This window comes from Herbaspirillum sp. 1173 (genome assembly GCF_031455335.1).
GTDB classification, from domain to species: domain Bacteria; phylum Pseudomonadota; class Gammaproteobacteria; order Burkholderiales; family Burkholderiaceae_D; genus Herbaspirillum; species Herbaspirillum huttiense.
The window spans coordinates 88,106-102,695 of sequence record NZ_JAVDSP010000004.1 but is presented as its reverse complement, the minus strand read 5'-3'; the positions used below and the strand labels follow the sequence as shown (position 1 = coordinate 102,695).

13 protein-coding genes and 1 pseudogene are annotated in these 14,590 nt (G+C 60.0%); 8 read left to right on the top strand and 6 right to left on the bottom strand.

Annotation, left to right across the window (positions count from 1 at the left end; genetic code table 11):
* Positions 1-8: 8 nt before the first annotated feature.
* The 3 genes from J2X56_RS15170 to J2X56_RS15160 form a co-directional block, all read right to left on the bottom strand.
* The gene (locus tag J2X56_RS15170; RefSeq protein WP_310160714.1) at positions 9-1,415 is read right to left on the bottom strand and encodes an FAD-binding oxidoreductase; all 1,407 of its coding nucleotides are present in this window, start codon (positions 1,413-1,415) and stop codon (positions 9-11) included.
* The gene (locus tag J2X56_RS15165) at positions 1,405-2,478 is read right to left on the bottom strand and encodes a DUF1338 domain-containing protein (protein WP_121044644.1); all 1,074 of its coding nucleotides are present in this window, start codon (positions 2,476-2,478) and stop codon (positions 1,405-1,407) included. Before J2X56_RS15165 ends, J2X56_RS15170 begins: the two co-directional genes overlap by 11 nt.
* A gap of 475 nt (positions 2,479-2,953) precedes the next feature.
* Positions 2,954-3,892 carry a LysR family transcriptional regulator gene (locus J2X56_RS15160; protein WP_245202095.1) on the bottom strand — a complete coding sequence of 313 codons (939 nt, stop codon included), beginning with the start codon at positions 3,890-3,892 and terminating at the stop codon, positions 2,954-2,956.
* A 408-nt stretch (positions 3,893-4,300) separates the two neighbouring features.
* Here J2X56_RS15160 and J2X56_RS15155 point away from each other — a divergent pair, with 408 nt between their 5' ends.
* The 4 genes and pseudogenes from J2X56_RS15155 to J2X56_RS15140 all read left to right on the top strand — a co-directional run bounded on the left by J2X56_RS15155 (position 4,301) and on the right by J2X56_RS15140 (position 7,191).
* Positions 4,301-4,636: a helix-turn-helix transcriptional regulator gene (locus tag J2X56_RS15155; RefSeq protein WP_310160713.1), complete on the top strand. Its 336-nt coding sequence runs from the start codon at positions 4,301-4,303 to the stop codon at positions 4,634-4,636.
* Positions 4,623-5,882 (top strand): HipA domain-containing protein, encoded by a 1,260-nt coding sequence (locus J2X56_RS15150; RefSeq protein ID WP_310160712.1) that lies wholly within the window; start codon positions 4,623-4,625, stop codon positions 5,880-5,882. Before J2X56_RS15155 ends, J2X56_RS15150 begins: the two co-directional genes overlap by 14 nt.
* 81 nt (positions 5,883-5,963) lie before the next feature.
* Positions 5,964-6,320 (top strand): annotated as a pseudogene (locus J2X56_RS15145) (isocitrate lyase/phosphoenolpyruvate mutase family protein); the annotation flags it as partial.
* A 388-nt stretch (positions 6,321-6,708) separates the two neighbouring features.
* A complete protein-coding gene (locus J2X56_RS15140; protein WP_209567931.1) occupies positions 6,709-7,191 on the top strand; it encodes a group 1 truncated hemoglobin in 483 nt (160 codons plus the stop codon).
* Positions 7,192-7,387: 196 nt separating this feature from the next.
* Here J2X56_RS15140 and J2X56_RS15135 read toward each other — a convergent pair whose 3' ends face one another.
* The 3 genes from J2X56_RS15135 to J2X56_RS15125 form a co-directional block, all read right to left on the bottom strand.
* Positions 7,388-8,953: a methyl-accepting chemotaxis protein gene (locus J2X56_RS15135; protein WP_310160711.1), complete on the bottom strand. Its 1,566-nt coding sequence runs from the start codon at positions 8,951-8,953 to the stop codon at positions 7,388-7,390.
* Positions 8,954-9,066: 113 nt separating this feature from the next.
* A complete protein-coding gene (locus tag J2X56_RS15130) occupies positions 9,067-9,972 on the bottom strand; it encodes a transporter (RefSeq protein ID WP_245202094.1) in 906 nt (301 codons plus the stop codon).
* A gap of 58 nt (positions 9,973-10,030) precedes the next feature.
* Complete coding sequence (locus tag J2X56_RS15125; RefSeq protein ID WP_209567936.1) at positions 10,031-10,432, bottom strand: hypothetical protein; 402 nt, start codon at positions 10,430-10,432, stop codon at positions 10,031-10,033.
* Between J2X56_RS15125 and J2X56_RS15120 the strand changes: the two genes are divergently transcribed.
* The 4 genes from J2X56_RS15120 (at position 10,431) to J2X56_RS15105 (ending at position 14,575) form a co-directional block, all read left to right on the top strand.
* Entirely contained in the window at positions 10,431-11,945 is a 1,515-nt protein-coding gene (locus tag J2X56_RS15120; protein WP_310160710.1) for an amidase, read from the top strand. The two genes, J2X56_RS15125 and J2X56_RS15120, sit on opposite strands and share 2 nt — an antisense overlap.
* Positions 11,946-12,015: 70 nt before the next feature.
* Positions 12,016-12,615: a nitrile hydratase subunit alpha gene (gene nthA / locus J2X56_RS15115; protein WP_252697441.1), complete on the top strand. Its 600-nt coding sequence runs from the start codon at positions 12,016-12,018 to the stop codon at positions 12,613-12,615.
* 62 nt (positions 12,616-12,677) lie between these two features.
* A complete protein-coding gene (gene nthB / locus J2X56_RS15110; protein WP_310160709.1) occupies positions 12,678-13,337 on the top strand; it encodes a nitrile hydratase subunit beta in 660 nt (219 codons plus the stop codon).
* Entirely contained in the window at positions 13,334-14,575 is a 1,242-nt protein-coding gene (locus J2X56_RS15105) for a GTP-binding protein (RefSeq protein WP_310160708.1), read from the top strand. The genes nthB and J2X56_RS15105 overlap by 4 nt, the downstream gene beginning before the upstream one ends.
* Positions 14,576-14,590 lie beyond the last annotated feature (15 nt).

The window sequence follows — 14,590 nt, the reverse complement described above, 5'->3', positions numbered from 1 at the left end:
GCTGCCCGTCATGTGAAGCGCGTATTGCCCAGCAGGCAGTGCGGATCGAACACGTCTTGCACGCGGCCAGCCAGCGCGCGTTGCTCGGGCTGCGTGTAGCGCTGGTAGTAATGCTGGTTGAAGGGACCGATGCCGTGCTCGGCGCTGAAACTGCCTTGGTAACGTTTTGCAACCAAGTCATACAGCGCGGTGCGCAAGGCCTCGATGCGCTCCGGCGGGAACTGCGGCTGCTGCGCCGGCGGGATGGCCAGGTTGAAATGCACGCCGCCATCGCCCCAATGGCCGAAGTCGAACACCTCGGCACCGGCGAAGTCCCGTTCTACCAGAGCCAGAGCCTCGGCACGGAAGGCCGGCATGCGCGAACGCGAGACGGAGATGTCGAAGGCGACAATCTTGCCTTCCTGCTTGACGCTGTCGCTGATGGCATGGCGCAGGCGCCACAGGGTCTCGGGCTTGTCGACCACGGCATCGACGATGGCATCGTCGAAGTGGCGTTCCAGCCAGGCCATGAAGAGCTGGTCGAGATCGAAGTGCTCGCTGGCCGCCGACGACGAACTCAGCTCCACCAGCAAGGCATAGTCCGGTAATGGATCAAAGGGTGCATTCACCTGCGGCAGGTGGCGCAAGACCGATGCCAGCGCATTGCGCGCGATGCCTTCGAAGGCCGTGAGGAAATCGGCGAACTGCGCCTGGGCATCCTGCAGCAGGCGCAAACCCGCTTCCAGCGAGGACGGCACGATCAAGGCGGTGGCGCGCTGGCGCGGCAGCGGATGCGCGCGCAGCACCGCTTGCGTGACGATGCCGTAGCTGCCGGCGGTACCGATGAAGAGCTGTTTCCAGTCCGGGCCGGTATTGTTCTTGTGCAGGCGGTTGCCCATCTCCAGCCGTTCGCCGGGCGGCTGCATCAGCAGCGCCTGCAGGCCCAGCGTGTTGTGCCGCACGTCGCCATAGCGGATCAGGCGCGCGCCGCCGGTATTGGCGGCCAGCATGCCGCCTACCGAGGGATCGGCCCCCAGGTCGATAGGGAAGCACAGCCCGTGCGGGGCCAGCGCCTGGTTCAGGTCCGACAGGCGGGTTCCGGCCCAGGCCTGGATCACGCCATCGACCGGATCGATATCGATCACGCCCTTGATGCGCTCCATGCTGAGGATAAGTTGCAAACCCGAACTATCAGGCGAAGCCGCACCGACCAGGCCGGTGTTGGCCCCCTGCGGGATCAGCCGGATATTTTCGGCTGCGCACAGGCGCATGAGCTCGGCGGCTTCCGCCACATTGGCCGGACGCGCCACGCACAGCGCCTGTCCGGCCCCATAGCGCGGGCCGTGCTCGTAGGGCTGGCGCTCGGGCGCGGAGGTGATCAGGCCGGCGCTGCCCAGCAGGTCCTGCAGACGCGCCAGCGTGGCCTCAGCAGACACTGGCCGCCTCGCCGCCGGCTGCGCCCGATGCCACCGCCTCGGTCATCTTGAAGATGCCTTGCGCGTTGCCGCTGTCGAAGGTCAGGTCCAGCTTGCGCTGGCCGGCCTCGTCGGCGAAATAGTCGCGCGAGATGAATTCGTAGAAGGAACCCGGCACGGTGACGGCGACCGGCTGGCCATCCTCGCCCTGCAGCTGGTAATCGACCTTGACGGCGCGGAAGGCGGTCTGGCGCACGCGGCCATTGCGCGAAACTTCCACCTGATCCTTGATGGGACGTCCCAGCTGGCGCTGGCGTTCGGCGGTGGCCACCACGTCGGAGACCCGGTCGGTGGCGTGATTGAAGGCATTGCCTTCGGTGGAGATCCAGGCCATCTCGGCGGACTCGGCCTTGAGCGTTTCGTACTGCGCCAGGGTCGGCAGGTCGTGATGGCGGGCGAAGCACTTGAGCATGGCGGGCAGCAGGCGCTTGGCCTCGTCCATGTCCAGCTTGCCTTGTGCGGACAGCTTGGCCAGCAGGGTCAGCACCTCATCGGAGAGCGGATTGCGCGACGTGGCCAGCACGGCATCCACGGTCTGCTGGAATTGCGGCGAGAACTGTTCCGGATGCAGTTCGCTCACGAAGAACTGGGCGATCTGTTCGGCATCGTCGATGTGGGTATAGACGCGGCCAGTCATCTTGATGCGCGCCAGCGGGTAGGTACCGGTCTGCTGGTAGCCCAGCGGCAACAGCACGCTGGTGAAGAGGGTTTCGCCATCAGGGAAGCCGCTGTCGCGGCCCAGGCGCACGGTGCGCACGGCGCCGTGGTCGAAGCAGATCTTCACGCCCTCGCGCTCGGCATCGGCCACGTAGTCACGGCCGGTGGCGACCTGTTGCAGCAGGCCTTCGAAGAGCAGCATGTTCAGGGCCTGCGCCAGTTCCAGGCGCGAGACCTCGGACGCGGCGGGGCGCAGGGTCGAGGCGGGGACTTCCAGGCGCGCGAACTGGCGCTGCACCAGGGCCTCGTCGCCGTAGTGGGAAAGCAGGAGTTGATGGAGATTGCTGTGCTGCGCGGAGATCGTCATTTGCGTGCCTTTGACCGGGTGACTATGAGATAGCCTCATGGTAAGGGCAGCGCGGGGGGCAAATAAAACGATAAATTCTGGGGCTTCGATGCCTTTTACTCATGCAAGGGCAGGAGCGGGAGTGGAGCGCACAAGCCGGCTGACGGGGCAGGGGCAGCCCATGCGGTTGATATGCCAATGTCGATCACGATGCCGAGCAGATGCTGATCTGTCCATTGACTGTCGTCCCAGAGAGGAAAGGCGGGTGCATCCTGCGCTTGTCGGCATCGCCCTCTTCCCTCTACCGTGTTGCGCCACCGAAAACCCCCTCCGCGGTAACGCAACGCCGGCGCGAGCTTGCAGCCCGCAGTGCCCCCCGACACATGACCGGCAGGGAACGACAGGGGAACTGTATTACAAGCGCAGCGATTTGATTAGCCGTCGTTTTGCGAACGTACTCGTTAATCAAATTGAACAATGCAAGCGCCGCAACGCTTTACCGCGCAGCCGTTTCCTCGTCTTCAGGCGGATGACGGCGCGCGAAATAATCCTGGATCTGGGCGATGCAGGCCAGGATCTTGGCGGGCACGGCGTCGCGATGGCGGGTGGTGATGAAGGCGCAATAGCCTTCCAGCGACCAGTCCGGCAAGACTTCCACCAGGCGTCCGGACTTAAGATCATCTTGCACCTTACTGCGCAGGAAGCGGCCTATGCCATGTCCCTGCACGGCCAGCTGCCGGATCGAGCGGGCGTGGTTGGCGGTGATGCGCGGACCGAGGCGCAGTTGCGCGCATTGCCCGGCGCGATTGGTCAGGGTGAGATCGACCACGGCATCCGGACCATGCGGAGTGAAGAACAACATCTGATGCTGAAGCAGATCCTCGGGACGGCGGATGGCGGCCCTGGCCTGCAGGTAATCGGGGGACGCGCACAGCACGGCACCCATGCGGGCCAGCGGGATATCGCCGGGGCCGGGAGTCTTGCCTACCCGCAAGGCCAGGTCGACGCTGTGGTCCATGAGGTCGACGTTGTGATCGCTGACGTGGATGCTGATGCGCAGCTGGGGATGGCTGCGGATGAAGTGGTCGAGGGCGGGCACCAGGTATTCGGGGGCCATGAAGCTGGAGGAGGCGATGCGCAGTTCGCCGACCAGTTCCTTGTGCAGGCTTTCGGTGGCATCGCGCGCTTCATTGGCCAGCGCGACGATGCGCGCGCAGTGGGCATAGAAGCCCTGGCCGGCTTCGGTCAGGCTGAGCTTGCGGGTGGTCCGGTGCAGCAGGGTGGTACCGAGGATGGCTTCGAGCGCACTGATGTGCTGGCTGACCGACGACGAGGTCAGCCCCAGTTCGCGAGCAGCCTTGGAAAAGGCTCCCAGCTCGACGACGCGGGAGAAGATCACCATGCGGGGCAGGTAATCCATGGCTTGGTTTTTCATCGTGGCATGCAGGAGGTCGATGGGGTCAGCGTCGACTATAGCGCGGGATGTTGTGTGATGAGCAGACGAGGTGAGGTGGAGATTGGGGCTTGTTTCCTGTTTGGCGGGAAGTGGTTGGGGGCGGGTGAGATAGTCACATACGTTACTATTTCCGGGGAGAACTATCGGGCTTGCTGTCGCTGGCGGGCTCCTCGTACGCCCTGGCGGCCATGCATGCCCTATCCTGCAGCAGACTGGAAGATGGGGTAGATCAACGACAAGAGAGACGGCGGCGAGCCCCTCCAGAGTGCATCATAGAGATTACGTTAAGTAGAATAAAGCAATATTTATGAGGCATGGAATTGCAAACGTCAGAACATAGATAATGCATTAAACCCTATAATGTCACATCTATGAACGGAGAAACGCATGCCCAAGAAACTCTCGACGGCACAGGACTGGCCGACACTGGTACAAGAGCGCCTGACGACCTGGGGCAAATGTATTGCTACCCAGCGCCTGCGTCAGCGCATCACTGCCATTGATTTGTCTGCCCGGCTGGGAATCTCGCGGGTGACGCTGGCCAGATTGGAAAAGGGCGATCCCGGTGCCGGCGTGGGTGCTTATCTGACCGCGCTTCTGGCGCTGGGCATCTTAGACCAGGCCGTACCGGCATTGCCTGCCGAACTTTGGCAAGGCGACTATGGCCAGCGTGTCAGACTCAATCGGGAGCAGAAGGGAGCTGGCGACGATGACTATTTCTAAACCGGTCTATGTCTATCTGCAGCGTCCTGACAATGGCGAGTGGCTCACCGTTGGCCGGTACAAGGCAGGCGATTCCGGAGAGGGATTTTTCAGGTATGCCCCGTCTTACATCGAGGCCGGGCATACCTGGGCCATTGATCCGCAGAACTTGAAATTTTTGCCCGAGACGGATTTCCGGGCACTACGCTATCAAGGTCTGCATGACGTATTGCGGGATGCCTGCCCGGATGCCTGGGGACAAGCGCTGCTGCGTCGCGAACACAATCTTTCGGAAGATGCTCCGCCGCTGCAATATCTGCTCAAGGCCAGCAATCTGGACCGCTGGGGTGCACTGGCCGTAGGAACAAGTGCCAAGCCGCCCGCTGCGCAAATGAACACCCCTGGCCTGCCTCAACTCGATGAAGTGATTGAAGAACTGGCGGCGCTCGCGGAGCATCGTCCTGCTATCCGGGCCAGCATTCGCAAACGGCTGATCCAGACCGCCAGCGTGGGCGGTGCGCGGCCCAAAGCGACGGTACGGGGCGACCACGGTCAGTTCTGGCTGATCAAGCCGGAGATTGCTACAGACGCCGGCCCTGTTCCGCTGCTTGAGCACGTGGGCCAGCAATGGGGGCTGGCCAGTGGATTGAATTTTGCTCAAACCGTTTATCACGCTGACGCAGGTGGCAGAAAGTCGGTACGCGTTCTCAGGTTTGACCGCACCGGACAACAACGCCACCTGTGTGTGAGCGCCGCATCCTTGCTGCAGGCTGAATATCCCGGGCGTCATGAGACGGACCGCTGGAGCTATCCACGTCTGGCCGAAGAACTCAGGCTGGCGGGCGCACCAGGTACTGACCGTATCGAACTTTTCGGTCGCATGGTCTTCAATGCCGTTTGCGGCAACGATGATGACCATGTACGCAATCATGCGATCGTCTATGCGGAGGAGGAACGCCGCTGGCGTCTCGCACCATCGTTTGACGTGGTTCCGAATCCGGTGGACACGCCCGCTCGCCTGCACATGCAGCTATCGCAGGGACGCTTCGACATTTCGCGCGACGCAGTTTTGGCTGACGCACATCGTTTCGGATTTGCCAGTCGGGAGGAGGCCGCGAGGTGTCTCGACGCGCTGCTGGCGCGTATTACGGGCAGCTTTGATGCGGTGGCAAATTGCCTGGATCAGGAATGGCAAGCCATGTTGCGCGAACGCTTGTCTCACAACGTTGCGATCCTGCGCCGAGGGCGAGAGCGCGACAATAGTTAGTTGCAGCGCCTTCCATCTCGCCCCTGATGAGCCGGCGCATCATAAAAAACTCACTTATCCGGGCGCTACAAAATTCGTCTCAGGTCAGACCTTGATGACACGTTACGCCGTTTAAAAGCCTACGCTGATGCCGGGGCGGATTGCCTATATGCTCCAGGCATCAAAACAGCCGACCAAATAAAGGCAGTTGTCGAAGCAGTGGCGCCGAAGCCAGTTAATGTTCTCATTGGCTGGCCATCGGACCTGACGCTGCAAGATCTGGAGAATCTAGGGGTGCGACGTGTCAGTCTAGGCGGGGCGCTTGCTCGTGCAGCATGGGGATCTGCTCTACACGCTGCCCGTACCATATTGCAAGATGGAAAATTCAGTGAATTCGCAGGAGCACCATCTGGCTTGGAGCTTAATACCCTGTTGGGGCAGCAACATCCACGGGAATAAAAGCGCAAACAACATGGCGATGCCACTGGGTAGTCGCCGACTCCCGAGCGGCATGTTTTTAACACAGAATCAAGTGCCCGAAGTATTCAGAATACCTGGTACCACAACCGCAGGCTCCAAGTCGTTCTCGTATTGAATTGGGAAACCAGTCACCCCGGCTGAAGGGCATTAATTTGCACAACGATCTGCGACGTTGTCTATTTCCGTCAAGTTGATTGCCCCTCAGAAGCAAGCTGCAATGAACCATCGTCGCTACATTGGACACGGCAAGCTTGTTCGTTGAATTCACGTGCAACGTCATCGCTTGCGTATGCCCCGACTGCGTATGGAAAAGATCTTCCTCCCCGCCGGAATACCAGGAATCACATCAACATGGAGAAGCGATAACATGACTGACAGCCAAGCATCCGAGCCTCAAAAGCCTTCCCTCTACGAACGTCTGGGAGGCTACGACGCGATCTACAAGTTTGCAGGAGAAGTGCTGCGGACCTGTATGAAACACCCCGCCATAGGTCATATCTGGAGCCACATGTCGGAATCCACCTTCCAGAAGGAGCACATCAATTTTGTCGATTTCCTGTCAGTTCACTGGGGCGGAAATGCTCAATACAGAGGGCGTGACATGGTGACCGCACACCGTGGCATGGGCCTAACTGAAGTTCATTGGCAAGCAGTGATGGAATGCATGGACGAATGCTACGACAACTTCGCAGTGCCTGCAGATATACGGGAAGAAGTGACGGCCTTTCTGACAAAGTTCAAGCCCGCTGTCATCGGCAGCCCATCCTACCGCGACGTCGTGCTGGCCCATCCGGAAATGGATGTGGCCAAAGGAATGAAAAGCGTAGGCATCACTTGGCCAAAACCTTGAGCCTCGGAGTAGTACGGATCTTGATAAATTGGTGATCAATCCCCCCCTTGATCACCAATTCTGGGCATGGATTTTTTCAGAATTGACCGATAGTGCGCGCCGGTGCAATCGATCGACAAGATGGGATCCTCAAAAGAGCATTTGCTCTACCGGAATTCCCCCATCTTCCCCCCTGCTGGACAAAACAGGGCACAAATTACACCGGTAGGTCAGCCGCCAACTTGAAGGTGGCAACGGCCTGCACGAGCTGCAGCGCCTGCTCCTTGAGGTTCTGTGCTGCAGCTGCACTTTCCTCGACCAGGGCAGCATTCTGCTGGGTGGCTCGGTCCATCATACCCACCGCATTGCCTACCTGAGATATTCCACTGGTCTGTTCGACGCTGGCCGAGGTAATCTCCGCCACGATACCGCTGACATGCCCGATCGAGGCTACGATCTCATCCATGGTCTTGCCAGCCTGATTAACTAACACAGCTCCCTGCTCGACCTGCTCTACGCTACGACTGATCAAGGCCTTTATCTCCTTGGCCGCTCCCGCGCTACGTTGCGCAAGATTGCGCACCTCGCTGGCCACCACCGCGAAGCCCCGTCCCCCTTCGCCGGCGCGAGCGGCTTCCACTGCCGCATTGAGAGCCAGGATATTGGTCTGGAAAGCGATGCCATCAATGACACCGATGATGTCACCGATCTTGCGACTGCTGTCGCTGATGCCCTGCATGGTACTAACTACCCGTCCCACGACTTCACCGCCTTGAGCCGCGACTGCCGAAGCGCCCTGAGCCAACTGATTAGCCTGTTCGGCACTGTCAGTATTGTTCCTTACCGTCGTGTTGAGTTGCTCCATCGTGGCGGCGGTCTGCTGCAATGCACTGGCCTGCTGTTCCGTGCGCCTGCTCAGGTCCTGATTACCCTGTGCGATTTCGGCTGAGGCAGTCGCCACGCTTTCCGACCCCTTGCGAACCGAAGACACAACACGCCCAAGCGATCTCTGCATATCGGACAAAGCCTGGAACAAGGGGCTGAACTCATCACGATCGTCGTCCCGAGCACTGACCATGAGATCTCCATCACGGATATGCTCTACTACTCGCTGTGCCTGTTCTGATCGACGACGCAGCACTCTCGCGCAATACCACGAAAACGCGACCAGGCCAGCAATTACGATAGCGGTCAGCCCTACCAGCAGATTACGCAAGGATTTGCTGCTTTCCTGGATTAGTGCGATTTGCTCCAGCAGAAGATCCGACTGCACCTTCTTTTCCCCTATCAAACCGTTGAGCCAGGTATTGAGCGCGGGCAGGGTCTTCTCATTAAGAAACGCAAAGGCCTCATCCTGACTGCCGGAAGCGATGCCTGCCTCAATGAGCTTGATATTGAATTCGGCAGCGTCCCAGAATCCAGTCTTGTAGGTGACAGCTCTGGCGAAAAATTCTTCTCCCTCCTTGGTATGGATTTCCTTTTTATACTCGACAAAAATTTCGCCCAGTTTCTTTTCGTCACTGCGCATGGCTGCCTGAATCTCGGCTACCGCCTGCGGCTGCCGGGCATTGAGCATGGTATGACGCAACTGTGCAGAGATACGCGTGATCATCAATTCCACATCTGCAATGCGCTCCAGCTGCTTTACCCGCACACTGGCAGTGCGCTCGGCGATGGCAGAGACGTTGTTCAGTGAAATCCAGGCCATGCTACTGACACCCAGCAATCCCAGTGCCAACACAAAACTCACCAGATTCAAGCGAGACACGATACTCAGCTTCATAGTGATCCTTCAAGGTAGATTCAGACAGCATGGCTTGTTCGCCCCGCAGCTCGGCAGCCAAGCCGCGAACCATCGGAGCGATCAAGCATGCACAACGATGGATCCCCGCTCAATCAGAAAATCTGCAGCAGTCGCAGGTTCAGACGGAAGTTTTCTTTAAACCCATTGTCGACCGACAAGTCGCGACCGATACTGCCCATGATCTGCGTCTTGGCCGCCACGAAGGTACTGCCACCGAAGGAAATCTTCAACTGATTGGGTTGGTCGTGGCTGTCCACGCCATTGACGCTGGTTTCTCCGCCCCAGGTCCGCGACAGCCCCGCAGTGGCGTTGGTGGTGGCAGAAAACTGATAGCGCAGATAGGACTGCAATTGATAAAGCGGTGCTTGGCGCATACTGCCGCGACCGCTTCCATAATCGTTGTTCTTGCCATAGACCATCACATCCCCGGTCAGGTCGAGATACAAGGGACCGGATATCCGCTGAACCAGACCCGCTTGCAGGTCGAACTTCCATCGGTTCTCGCCAACGTTGAGCGCGCGACTGTCGGAATACGATCCAGTGGGCAGGTAGAGATACGGGGCCACCGCAAAGAAGGTCGATTTTGAAGGATCGTTGACCAGCCACACAGGCGCGGCCAGGATCAGGTCACCCAGGGCGTTCTCACTGCCCAGCGCCTTGATGTCGCGACCACTGCGCAGACTGGCGAAGGGCAGCAGCACCTGGGGACCCACCGTATAGCCGCCGATGTTCATGTAATGCACCAGGCGCAGGATGGTCACATCAGTGGTCAGCAAAGGATTGCCAGCACTGCGGGTACCACCGCTGTAGCTGGCGTCGCGTTCGGCATGCTGCTGATACAGCAGACCGGCGGTGGTCCCCGCAGGGGCCGGCACATAATCTGCCGGATCGACATCGATGGCGCAAGCGTCGGCCATCACGCCCATCGCCAGGGCAACGGCAATGGAGAATAAGACCGTTCGCAACGAGGCGAAACGGCGTCCTGCTTTCAAGTGCATGTTCATCTTGTCCTCTCTTTTCATATGGATGGAATCGCCGTGTTCCGAACAGGCGTCGTCACATGCCTGCACCGATCCGACGGTGATGAAAAGATAAAGAGGCAAGGCCCGCCTGACTCGTCAAATCAGGCCAAGGTACTTGCCATAACAAGACATTCTGAAAACTGATACTTTCCACGCCCGCCTTGACGTGGATTGCATGCCTGTCGTGCCTCTCCTGGTGTGCAGAACGCAAAGACGGAAATACGTAAACGATTTCCCATTTTTCCTCACGACACTGGCTGGCTTGTCCGCAAATGACAAACGAATGACCTGCACGGACAAGCATCGACAGTAATGCTCGCCAATGATAGCGATGCACGGTGGCCGCGACGAGCTTGCTGACCGCCGCTGCTGACCTTCCCATTGCAGTGCAATGCCCCATCACGGGGCATTCGAAATACAGGAGCGCGAATTTCATGCCTATCGTCCGACCCACCCCAGAGCAACTCAAGGAGCTCGCCAGTTCCCTGCACATCCAGCTCACCACGGAGCAGGCCAGTCAATACCTGGACTTGATGCAGGCAAGCTTCGATGCCTACGATGTCATCGATGGCTTGCCCGATGAAATTCCCGCCGTCAAGTATCCGCGCGCGGCTGCCGCCCGGCCGGCAACCAAGGACAATCCCCTCAATGCCTGGGCGTGCAAAAGCACCGTCAAGGGCGCCCCCCAGGGCAAGTTGGCGGGCCGCACCGTGGTGCTCAAAGACAATGTGGCCCTGGCAGGCGTGCCGATGATGAACGGCTCTTCCACACTGGAAGGTTTCGTGCCGAGCTACGACGCTACCATCGTGACCCGCCTGCTCGATGCCGGCGCCACCATTCTTGGCAAGGCCACCTGCGAGCATTTCTGCCTGTCGGGCGGCAGCCATACCTCCGACCCGGCTCCGGTTCACAATCCCCGCCGCCACGGCTATGGTTCGGGCGGCTCCTCGTCGGGCAGTGCGGCGCTGGTGGCGGCAGGCGAAGCGGAGATGGCCATCGGTGGCGACCAGGGCGGCTCGATCCGCATTCCCTCGGCCTTCTGCGGCACTTATGGCATGAAGGCCACGCATGGCCTGGTTCCTTATACCGGCGTCATGCCCATTGAAGCGACGGTCGATCATGTGGGGCCGATCACCGCCAACGTGCGCGACAACGCGCTGATGCTGGAAGTCATCGCCGGCGCCGACGGCCTCGATCCACGTCAATACGCGCCTCAGGTGCAGCCTTATACTGCAGCGCTTGACCGGGGCGTGCGTGGCCTGAAGATCGGCATCCTCACCGAAGGTTTTGCCCTGGGCAATATGGATCAGCGGGTGGCAGATAAGGTGCAGGATGCGATTGCCCAACTGGAAAAACTGGGAGCATCCGTAGCCCCCGTATCGGTCGAGGAACATGTGCTCGCCGGTGCGCTCTGGCAGCCCATCGGCTGCGAAGGCCTGACCATGCAGATGATGCATAGCAACGGCATGGGCTTCAACTGGAAGGGGCTCTACGACCTTGGCCTGCTGCAGCACCACGCCCATTGGCGTGAACATGCCGACGATCTGTCGGCCACGCTCAAGCTGTGCATGTTCGTCGGCCAATACGGGCTGACCCGGTATCAGGGCCGCTTCTACGCCAAGGCCCAGAACATCGCCCGCCGTGCGCGCGTCGGCTACGACAAGGCGCTGGCCGATTTCGATCTGCTGGTCATGCCCACCGTCCCCATCATCGCGCAGCCATTGCCGGCCGCAGGCTGCCCCCTGGCCGAGTACGTCGCGCGCGCCTTCGAGATGATTGGCAATACCGCACCGCTGGACATCACAGGTCACCCGGCCATGTCCATTCCCTGTGGCACGGTCGATGGCTTGCCCGTGGGATTGATGCTGGTCGGCAAACACTACGCCGAAGCCACGCTCTATCAGGCAGCGGCAGCCTTCGAGGCCAGCATGGATTGGCAGCAGCACTGATGTTTCTTTCGTGAAGTTCTTAGCGGCATTTTTTACCACCCCGCATTTTCAAGCCAGGAGTCAAAAAATCATGAGCAATCCATCCTCTTCCGCACAAACTTCCACCCCGGGTGAACGGGCGTGGGCGCTCTTCAAGGTTCTCAACGACAAAAAGCTGATTCCGGAAGGCTATATCGAAGGCCTGACCGATCTGCTGGCCAACAAATTCTCCCCGGCCAACGGTGCCCGCGTGGTGGCCAAGGCCTGGAGCGATCCGCAATACCGCGAACTGCTGCTGCGTGACGGCACGGCCGCCTGCGAAGAGTTCGGCTATACCGGCCCGCAGGGCGAATACATCGTGGCGCTGGAAGACACGCCCACACTCAAGAACGTCATCGTCTGCAGCCTCTGCTCCTGCACCAACTGGCCAGTACTGGGCCTGCCGCCGGAGTGGTACAAGGGCTTCGAATTCCGCGCCCGCCTGGTGCGCGAGGGACGCACGGTGCTCGCCGAACTCGGCACCGAACTGCCTAAGGACATGACGGTGAAAGTCTGGGACACCAGCGCCGAGACCCGTTACCTGGTGCTGCCGATGCGTCCGGCCGGCACCGAAGGATGGAGCGAAGAGGCGCTCAGCAAGCTCATCACAAAGGACGTGCTCATCGGCGTGGCCCTGCCAAAGGTGGGTTGAGCGCCGGTCTGCTCCACCGCAGCTTGGCTTTTATTTCATATTCAATCACTGGAGATTCAAACATGGATGGCTTTCACGACCTCGGCGGTGTTCAGGGCTTCGGCCGGATTCCGCATACCATCAACAGCCTCGATTACAAGAAGGTCTTCAAGCAGGACTGGGAACACCTGGCCTATACCCTGATGTTCCTGGGTGCCGATCACATGAAGCTCTACAGCGTGGACGAAGTGCGTCACGCGGTGGAACGCATCGAATTCCGCCAGCACGCCAACACCCAGTACTACGAACGCTATGTGATCGCCACCGCATCGCTGCTGGTGGAGCTAGGCGTGCTCACCCAGCAGGAGCTCGACGAGGCGCTGGGTTCCCACTTCCAGCTGGCCCGCCCCGCACAATCCCAGGGCCGCCCCGCCATCACCGGCCGCCCGCCCTTCGAAGTGGGCGACCGCGTCCTGGTACGCGACGAGCGTGTCACTGGCCACATCCGCTGCCCAGGCTATGTACGCGGCAAAGAGGGCGTGGTGCTGCACCGTACCACCGAACAATGGCCCTTCCCTGACACCATCGGCCACGGCGACAAGAGCGCCGTGATGCAGCCGACCTATCACGTCCAGTTCAGCAACCGCGATGTGTGGGGCGATGCCTGCGACGACGGCTTCGTGGTGGTCGACCTGTTCGAAGGCTATCTGGACAAAGTAGCGCAACAAGGTGGACGCGCATGAACGAACCCGCGCCCGAGGTATTGCTGAATGCTCAGGCGCAGAGGGTCCCGGTGACGGTGTTATCGGGATTTCTCGGATCTGGCAAGACCACCTTGCTCAACCATATCCTGCGCAACCGGGCGGGGATGAAAGTGGCGGTCATCGTCAATGACATGAGCGAAGTCAACATGGATGGCGACGATGTAAGGCGCAATACCGAACTCTACCGCGGCAATGATGAGCTGGTGGAGATGAGCAATGGCTGCATCTGCTGCACCTTGCGCGCTGATTTACTGGAGCAGGTCAGCGCATTGGCAAGGTCGGGCCGTTTCGATTATCTGCTGATCGAATCGACCGGCATTTCCGAGCCCATTCCGGTGGCGGAAACCTTTGCATTTCTCGACAGCGATGGTTTCAGCCTGAGCGAGCTGGCGCGACTGGACACGCTGGTCACGGTGGTCAACGGCGAAACGTTCCAACAGCAATTGGCTGACCACGTCACCATTGCCCAGGCCGATGGCGCCAGCACGCGCCCGCTTTCCGACCTGCTCATCGAGCAAGTCGAGTATGCCAACGTGATCCTGGTCAGCCGCATCGACCTGATCGACGCCAGCGCCTTCGCCGCGCTCAAGGCAGTGCTGCAGAAGCTCAATCCGACTGCACGGATTCTGCCGATGGCGCACGGCAAGGTCGATCTGGATCAGGTACTCGACACCAGACTGTTCGATCTGCCCAGCCTGGCCCGCATGCCAGGATGGATGCAGACCATGGATGGCGCCCACCCACCTTCGGAGGCCGACACCTACGGCATCTCTTCCAGCGTCTATCGCGCACGACTGCCCTTTCATCCCGGCCGGCTGCTGGATTGGCTCGGACGTCCTTGGCGCAACGGCCGCCTGCTGCGCTGCAAAGGCTATCTGTGGATGGCCAGCAGATATTCCGACATTGCCATGCTGGTCCAGACTGGCGGCCAGTTTCAGTGGGGCTTTGTGGGCCGCTGGTGGCGTTTCATCGAGCAGACCCAATGGCCGCAGGACAGCTATCGCCGGCAAGGCATCCAGGAAAAGTGGGACGCACTGGCGGGCGACTGCCGACAGGAACTGGTCTTCATTGGCCAAGGTATCGATTGGGACTTGCTGACCGAGGAGCTCGACGCCTGCCTGCTTACCACCACCGAAATCGAAGCCGGTCCGGACGCCTGGGCACAGCTATACGGTGCTGCCGCGTTCGACGAGCGCGCCAGTACCACTTTGCATTGATATTTTTCCCAGAAG

What these genes read in the sequence shown, in the direction of transcription:
- J2X56_RS15105 (WP_310160708.1), top strand. Translation starts at nt 13,334, where the DNA reads ATGAACGAACCCGCGCCCGAGGTATTGCTGAATGCTCAGGCGCAGAGG.
- J2X56_RS15135 (WP_310160711.1), bottom strand. Translation starts at nt 8,953, where the DNA reads ATGAAGCTGAGTATCGTGTCTCGCTTGAATCTGGTGAGTTTTGTGTTG.
- J2X56_RS15155 (WP_310160713.1), top strand. Translation starts at nt 4,301, where the DNA reads ATGCCCAAGAAACTCTCGACGGCACAGGACTGGCCGACACTGGTACAA.
- J2X56_RS15125 (WP_209567936.1), bottom strand. Translation starts at nt 10,432, where the DNA reads ATGAAATTCGCGCTCCTGTATTTCGAATGCCCCGTGATGGGGCATTGC.
- J2X56_RS15160 (WP_245202095.1), bottom strand. Translation starts at nt 3,892, where the DNA reads ATGAAAAACCAAGCCATGGATTACCTGCCCCGCATGGTGATCTTCTCC.
- J2X56_RS15130 (WP_245202094.1), bottom strand. Translation starts at nt 9,972, where the DNA reads ATGCACTTGAAAGCAGGACGCCGTTTCGCCTCGTTGCGAACGGTCTTA.
- nthA (WP_252697441.1), top strand. Translation starts at nt 12,016, where the DNA reads ATGAGCAATCCATCCTCTTCCGCACAAACTTCCACCCCGGGTGAACGG.
- J2X56_RS15150 (WP_310160712.1), top strand. Translation starts at nt 4,623, where the DNA reads ATGACTATTTCTAAACCGGTCTATGTCTATCTGCAGCGTCCTGACAAT.
- J2X56_RS15140 (WP_209567931.1), top strand. Translation starts at nt 6,709, where the DNA reads ATGACTGACAGCCAAGCATCCGAGCCTCAAAAGCCTTCCCTCTACGAA.
- J2X56_RS15165 (WP_121044644.1), bottom strand. Translation starts at nt 2,478, where the DNA reads ATGACGATCTCCGCGCAGCACAGCAATCTCCATCAACTCCTGCTTTCC.
- nthB (WP_310160709.1), top strand. Translation starts at nt 12,678, where the DNA reads ATGGATGGCTTTCACGACCTCGGCGGTGTTCAGGGCTTCGGCCGGATT.
- J2X56_RS15120 (WP_310160710.1), top strand. Translation starts at nt 10,431, where the DNA reads ATGCCTATCGTCCGACCCACCCCAGAGCAACTCAAGGAGCTCGCCAGT.